The sequence below is a fragment of the Saccharothrix coeruleofusca genome (assembly GCF_014648515.1).
Lineage (GTDB): Bacteria > Actinomycetota > Actinomycetes > Mycobacteriales > Pseudonocardiaceae > Actinosynnema > Actinosynnema coeruleofuscum.
Genome location: NZ_BMRG01000002.1, coordinates 424,820 through 431,530 on the forward strand (window position 1 = coordinate 424,820; position 6,711 = coordinate 431,530).

8 protein-coding genes are annotated in these 6,711 nt (G+C 72.8%); 4 read left to right on the forward strand and 4 right to left on the reverse strand.

All coding sequences use genetic code 11. From position 1 onward, the window contains the following. Positions 1-17: 17 nt before the first annotated feature. From IEZ00_RS06680 to IEZ00_RS06690, 3 genes are read right to left on the reverse strand one after another with little or no spacing between them, the layout of a single operon-like run. Positions 18-500, reverse strand: a complete 483-nt coding sequence (locus IEZ00_RS06680; RefSeq protein ID WP_189222165.1) for a DUF5130 family protein — start codon at positions 498-500, stop codon at positions 18-20. Continuing rightward, positions 487-735 carry an aa3-type cytochrome oxidase subunit CtaJ gene (ctaJ, locus tag IEZ00_RS06685; protein WP_189222166.1) on the reverse strand — a complete coding sequence of 83 codons (249 nt, stop codon included), beginning with the start codon at positions 733-735 and terminating at the stop codon, positions 487-489. The genes IEZ00_RS06680 and ctaJ overlap by 14 nt, the downstream gene beginning before the upstream one ends. Before the next feature lie 27 nt (positions 736-762). Next, positions 763-1,995: an MFS transporter gene (locus tag IEZ00_RS06690; RefSeq protein ID WP_189222167.1), complete on the reverse strand. Its 1,233-nt coding sequence runs from the start codon at positions 1,993-1,995 to the stop codon at positions 763-765. Positions 1,996-2,255: 260 nt separating this feature from the next. On the opposite strand from IEZ00_RS06690, the gene IEZ00_RS06695 reads away from it, so the two are divergent. Further along, positions 2,256-2,555 (forward strand): hypothetical protein, encoded by a 300-nt coding sequence (locus IEZ00_RS06695; RefSeq protein ID WP_189222168.1) that lies wholly within the window; start codon positions 2,256-2,258, stop codon positions 2,553-2,555. A 1-nt stretch (position 2,556) separates the two neighbouring features. Here IEZ00_RS06695 and IEZ00_RS06700 read toward each other — a convergent pair whose 3' ends face one another. After that, entirely contained in the window at positions 2,557-3,216 is a 660-nt protein-coding gene (locus tag IEZ00_RS06700) for an HNH endonuclease (protein WP_229795166.1), read from the reverse strand. A 152-nt stretch (positions 3,217-3,368) separates the two neighbouring features. On the opposite strand from IEZ00_RS06700, the gene IEZ00_RS06705 reads away from it, so the two are divergent. The 3 genes from IEZ00_RS06705 to IEZ00_RS36310 form a co-directional block, all read left to right on the forward strand. After that, entirely contained in the window at positions 3,369-5,495 is a 2,127-nt protein-coding gene (locus IEZ00_RS06705) for a prolyl oligopeptidase family serine peptidase (RefSeq protein ID WP_189222169.1), read from the forward strand. 24 nt (positions 5,496-5,519) lie between these two features. Further along, positions 5,520-6,404 (forward strand): mechanosensitive ion channel family protein, encoded by an 885-nt coding sequence (locus IEZ00_RS06710; protein ID WP_372448462.1) that lies wholly within the window; start codon positions 5,520-5,522, stop codon positions 6,402-6,404. 88 nt (positions 6,405-6,492) lie between these two features. Next, the coding region (locus IEZ00_RS36310) for a globin domain-containing protein (RefSeq protein WP_444544472.1) at positions 6,493-6,711 on the forward strand (219 nt) is incomplete at its 3' end.

The following is a 6,711-nucleotide window of genomic DNA, read 5'->3' on the forward strand; positions in this document are numbered from 1 at the left end:
CTTCAGCGGAAATCCGCTCAGGAGCGCGGCGCGTGCCCCGCCTGGTCGGCCAGCATCCGCAGACCGCTGACCAGGCCACCCGCCAGGTCGCCCTCCTTGAAGCTGGCCACCATGCTCATCACCGCGAGCTTGGCGCCCCGGTCGGGCAGCCTGCGGTGCGACTCCTCGCCGGTCACGATCTCCACGACGCGCTCGCCGGGCGAGACCGCGACCAGCACCGCGTGCGTCGGGCGCGCGGTGGACGCGTGCAGCGCCTCGGCCTGCGCGCGGGTGTCGCCGCCCAGCTCGCCCAGGTAGACGCTGAAGTCCAGGCCGGTGGTGCGGCTGGCCAGGGTCAGCGCCTCGTCCAGGCTGGACAGCTGGACCGGGGTGAACGGCACGGTGGGCGCCTGCGGCGTGTGCATCCTCGCCACGGAGATCCGGCCGCTGGCGGTGACCGCCTCGCCGACCCCCAGCTGCGACGGGTCCACCGCCGCGCGCACGACCTCACCAGTTGCCACGGGCGCCTCCCTTGGCGGTCCGGCCCTCGGCCGGGGTGTCCACGACGACGGCGTGGTGGGTCTGCGGCAGCCCGGCCGGGTTGGCGCTCCACCACACCGGGGCGTAGCCCCATTCCTGCCCTGGGCGGTACCGCTGGATGCGGGTCGCCTTCCGCCTCAGCGTCAGCAGCGCGATCACGCCGTAGATGGCCAGCGGGATCAGCGCGAAGACGAGCAAGGTCTCCACGATCGTCACGGCGGTTACGGTAACCGATCGCCGTCGTCACGTCCGGGCGAGGGGGCGTGCCAGCGCCACCGCGGTGAGCACGACGACCCCTCCCGCCACCAGGTAGACCGCGCCGAGGGACACCGCTTGGGCCAGCGGGCCCGCCAGCGCGGCCCCCAGCGGCGACAGGCCCCAGGCCAGCACCCGGTAGGCGCTGGTGACCCGACCCATCATCGGGGCGGGGGTCAGCCGCTGCCTGCGGGTGGCCGACTGGACGTTCCAGGTGGCCGCGGCCAGGCCGAACAGCAGCACCGCGGCGATCGCCACCGGCAGCGCCGAGGTCGCGCCGAAGGCGATGAACGCCAGGCCGAGCACCACCAGCGCGCCGACCATGACCCGGCCGCCGCCCAGCCTGGCGGCCAGCGCCGGGCTCAGCCGCGCGCCCGCGAGCGAGCCGACCGCGATCACCACCACCAGCCACGGCATCACCGCCTCGGGCAGCCGCAGCACGTTGATCGCGTACAGCGCCAGCATCGCGTTGACCGCGGCGGCGCACAGCGCGGTGACGCCGACCGCGAGCACCAGCACCCGCAGGCCGGGGTGGCGGGCCAGGTGCGCGAGGCCCTCGACGAGCTGGGCGCGGATCGCGCCGAGACCGGTGCGGCGCCGCGTTCCGACCGGGGGCGGCCCGACCGGGGGCAGCCGGACCGGGGGCAGCCGGGCCGCGCAGACCGCCGCGACCACGAACGTCAGCGCGTCCAGGGCGAAGCAGGCCGCGGGCTCCCACCAGAACAGGGCGCTGGCCGCGAGCGGCCCGGCCAGGTCCATGCCGATGGTCTCGGCGGTGACGAACCGGCCGTTGGCGCGCTCCAGGTCGGCCGGGCCCGCCAGCTCCACCAGCAGCACCTGCGAGGCGCTGTCGGCGAAGGACTCGGCGCTGGTCAGCACGAACCCGACGGCGCACAGCACGGCGACCGAGGCCCGGTCGGCGAACACCGCCCAGGCCAGCAGCCCGGTGACCGCGGCGCGGAAGGCGTGCGCGGCGGCCAGCACCGGTCCAGGGCGCCAGCGGTCCACCAGCACACCCGCGGGCAGGGCGACCACCAGCCAGGGCAGCGCCACGGCGACCGCCACGGCCGAGGCGGCCAACGGGCTGCGGGTGCTGACGGCGGTGTAGAGCGGCAGGGCCACGGTGCGCACGCCGTCGCCGACCAGCGAGGTGATCCAGGCGCCCGTGAGCAGCCGGAAACCCGGCGTGCCGATCCCCGTGCGCTGGAGCGGTTCTTCCACCGCCTACCTCGCTATGACGTGAGCTACTCCCGGATCAGGCGATGTTACGCAGCGTGCCGAGGCGAACCGGAAGCAGGAACGGAACCGCTCCGCCGTCGCAGTGGGTACCCCCTGACGGACTGCACCCGGACGGAGGCGAACGGCGGCCGGTTTGGCGTCTTGTCCTCCGCCGCCCCGCCTTCTAGCTTTTCACCTGTACGGGTCTTGCGCATTCGTTCCTGAATCCTATTTATCACTCACCGAGTCTCGGAGGACACGACATGTACACCACGAACTCCGCTCAGGCCGTTGTCCTCACTCGTTCGTCTTACACCCGAATGGCGCAGCCCGACGCGTCTGTTCAGCGCTCCGTGACCGCATCCGGCTCGGTGCGCATCACCGCACGCGACTCCGTTCGCATCACCGCGCGCGACTCCGTTCGGATTACCTCGTTCGGTTCGGTCCGCATCACCGGCGCGCTGGACTCCGTGCGCATCACGGCACGCGACTCGGTGCGCATCACCGCACGCGACTCGGTCCGCATCACCGCGCACCGCGAGGACCTGGCACTGGCCGCGTGAGCTACGCCGCGGGCTCCCCCAGGTAGGGCAGCCACAGCGGATCGGCCTCGGCGACGCCCGCCAGCAGCCGCCAGTGCGGCCCGCGCGGGGCGCTGGGCACGACGCGCAACCGCCACCCCAGCTCCGACAGCAGCTTGTCGGCCTTGCGGTGGTTGCACTTCGCGCAGCAGGCCACGCAGTTGGTCCAGGAGTGGGGGCCACCCCGGCTGCGCGGCACCACGTGGTCGATGGTCTCGGCCCGCCCGCCGCAGTAGGCGCAGCGGTACCGGTCCCGGTGCATCAGCCCGGCGCGGGTCAGCGGAACCCGGCCCCGGTACGGCACGCGCACGTAGTTGCTCAACCTGATCACCGAGGGCACCACGACCTGCGAGGTCGAGGAGTGGACCACGGCCCCGGCCGGGTCGCCGTGCACCACCTCGGCCTTCCCGCACACCACCAGCACCACCGCGCGCCGCAGCGGCAGCGCGGTCAGCGGCTCGAACGTGGCGTTGAGGAGCAGTACTTTTCTCCGTCCCCAGGGGAACACCACCGGCTTCGCCGAACCGCTCCCCTCCCCGTCGACCACAGCGTGCACACCGGGCTGTTTTTGGCCGGACGGGGCCACCGGCGCGAGCCCGGCGTTCGCCAGGGCGCCGATCGGGGTGGGTTGTCGGTCTGGCACGCGACCACCTCCACCGGTTCAGGCATAGCAGACCACAGATCACCCCCAAAAATCACCTGTGATATGTGACGTGTCATGCAGTCGTGGCCGAACATTCGGCGAACCGACTCCCTATCGGTGATGGTTTTCATCATGGCGGTACCCTCGGCGAGGTGACCCAGCCCTCCCGCGCAGCGCTGCCTGCGACGACCACCTACCCGGCCGCACCACGTCAGGACCTCGTGGAAGACCTGCACGGGCACCTCGTGGCCGACCCGTACCGCTGGTTGGAAGACCCGGCCTCGCCCGCCACGCGGGAGTGGTCCGCGGCCCAGGACGACCTCACCCGATCGTGGCTCGACGCGCTGCCCGGCCGCGACCGGCTCGGCTCCCGGCTGGCCGAGCTGATGCGCACCGGCGCGGTGGGCGCGCCGCACTGGCGCGCGGGCCGCGCGTTCTTCACCCGCCGCGACCCCGAGCAGGACCACCCGGTGCTCCACGTCCGTGAACGCGACGGCTCCGAGCGCGTGCTGCTGGACGTGAACGCGCTCGACCCGTCCGGCCGCACCACGCTGGACGCCTGGTCGCCCAGCGCCGAGGGCACCCGCCTGGCCTACCAGGTCTCCGTCGGCGGCGACGAGCACTCCCTGCTGCACGTGCTGGACGTGGACACCGGCGAGGTGCTCGAAGGCCCGATCGACCGGTGCCGCTACTCCCCCGTGGCCTGGCTGCCCGGCGGCGAGGAGTTCTTCTACGTGCGCAGGCTCGACCCGGCCGGGCTGCCCGAGGACGAGCGGCTGTTCCACCGCCGCGTGTACCGGCACCGCGTGGGCGCCGACCCGGCCACCGACGTCACCGTGCACGGCGACGGCCTGGACCACACGTACTACTACGGCGTGTCGCTGTCGCCGGACAAGCGGTGGCTGCTGATCAACGGCTCGCCCGGCACGGTCCGCCGCGACTCGGTGTGGATCGCCGACCTGCGCGGCGACGGCGTGCCGCGCGAGGTGCTGGCCGCCGACGCGGGCGCCCAGTGCACCGCCTGGGTCGGCCGCGACGGCAGGCTCTACCTGGTCACCAGCCTCGACGCGCCGCGGTTCCGGCTGTGCGTGGCCGACCCCGAGCGGCCCACCGAGTGGACCGAGCTGGTCGCCGAGCAGCCCGACTCGGTGCTCGACGCCGCCACCTGGCTGGACGGCTCCCTGGTGCTGCTGCGCACCCGGCACGCGGTGTCCGAGCTGCACCTGCACGACCCGGCGACCGGGCGGCACCTCGGCGAGGTCCCGCTGCCCGGCACCGGCTCGCTGCACGGCTGGTCCACCACCGACCCGGCCACCGACGCGGACCGGGACGTGCTGTGGTTCGGCTGGTCGGACTTCGTCACGCCGCTGTCGGTGCACCGGTTCTCGCTGTCCACCGGTGAGACGACGCTGCACGAGGCCAACCCCGGTGCGGTGGAGCTGCCGGAGGTGACCACCCAGCAGGTCGAGTACACCTCCGCGGACGGCACCGCGGTGCGGATGTTCGTGGTGTCCGGCAGGCGGACCCCCGACCTGCCCCGGCCCGCGCTGCTGACCGGCTACGGCGGTTTCGCCGTCGGCCGCGGTCCCGGCTACAGCGCCACCACCCTGGCCTGGGTCGAGGCGGGCGGGGTGTGGGCGCACGCGTCGCTGCGCGGCGGCGACGAGGAGGGCGAGCAGTGGCACCGGGCCGGGATGCGCGAGCACAAGCAGAACGTGTTCGACGACTTCCACGCCGCCGCCGAGCACCTGGTGGGACAGGGGTGGACGACGCCCGAGCAGTTGGCGATCATGGGCGGGTCCAACGGGGGCCTGCTGGTCGGGGCCGCGCTGACCCAGCGCCCGGAGCTGTACGCGGCGGTGGTGTGCTCAGCGCCACTGCTGGACATGGTCCGCTACGAGAACTTCCTGCTGGGGCGGCTGTGGGCTGAGGAGTACGGCAGCGCGAGCGTGCCGGAGGAGTTGGCGTGGCTGCTGTCCTACTCGCCGTACCACCGGGTGCGGGAGGGGGTTGAGTACCCTTCGGTGCTGTTCACGGTCTTCGAGTCGGACAGCCGTGTGGACCCCAACCACGCCCGCAAGATGTGCGCGGCGCTGCAGCACGCCACGGCGAGCGATCCGACCAAGCACCCGGTGCTGCTGCGCCGGGAGACCGAGGTGGGGCACGCGGGGCGGTCGGTGAGCCGGTCGGTCGGGCTGGCCGTGGACCAGTTGACCTTCCTGGCCTGGGCGACCGGGCTGGAGCTGACCGGGCTGGACCTGGCCGGGCCGGAGTTGTAGTCGGGAGTTTGGAGGACTGGGCACGTGGACGTGAAGTCGACGCTCGCCGTCGAGTGGTGGCTGACCAACGGGCCGAGGATGGCCGAGGGCGCGCTGCGCATCGCGCTCACGGTGGTGATCGCGGTGGTGGTCCGGTTCCTGCTGCGGCGGCTGATCGACCGACTGACCAGGGGCTCCGGCGAGGGGCGCAAGCCCAGGCTGCTCAAGCCGCTGCGCGAGCGCGCGCCGCAGGCCCTGGGCGTGCTGGTCTCCGAGCGGCGCGAGCAGCGGGCCAGGACCATCGGCTCGGTGCTCAAGTCCATGGTCACGTTCGTCGTGTTCGGGGTGGCGTTCATCCAGGTGCTCACCGAGCTCGGGATGAACGTCGCCCCCATCCTGACCTCGGCGGGCATCCTCGGCGTCGCCATCGGCTTCGGCGCGCAGAACCTGGTCAAGGACTTCCTGTCCGGGATGTTCATGATGCTGGAGGACCAGTACGGCGTCGGCGACGTCGTCGACCTCGGGCCCGCCACGGGCACCGTGGAGTCGGTGGGCCTGCGCATCACCACGATCCGCGACACCAACGGCACCGTCTGGTACGTGCGCAACGGCGAGATCCAGCGCGTGGGCAACTCCTCGCAGGGGTTCGCGGTGGCCGTGGTGGACCTGCCGCTGGGCTACGGCGCGAACCTGGCCGAGGTCACCGACGTGCTGTCCAGGGCCGCCAAGTCGGCGACCGCGGAGGAGCAGCTGGCCAAGGACGTGATCGCCGAGCCGGACGTGCTCGGCGTGGAGAAGGTGACCCCGGAGGGGATCACCATGCGGGTCACCGTGAAGGTGCGGCCGGGGCGGCAGTGGGCGGTGCAGCGCGCCCTGCGCGCCAAGCTCATGCCAGCCCTGGAGGACGCGGGCGTCTCCCTCAAGGCATAACCGGCGCGGCCCGCGCGTTCACCACGGTGGGCGCGCGGGCCGCGACCCTCGCGCACCGCCCCATTCCCCAGCCAGGCAGGATGGTTGTGTGACCACTCCGGAGAACTTCTACGAAGCGGTGGGCGGGTACGACACCTTCCACCGGATCGTCGCGCGCTTCTACGAAGAGGTCGCCAAGGACCCGGTGCTGCGCCCCATGTACCCGGAGGAGGACCTCGGCCCCGCCGAGGAGCGCTTCCGGCTGTTCCTCATGCAGTACTGGGGCGGCCCGCACACCTACTCCGAGCAGCGCGGCCACCCGAGGCTG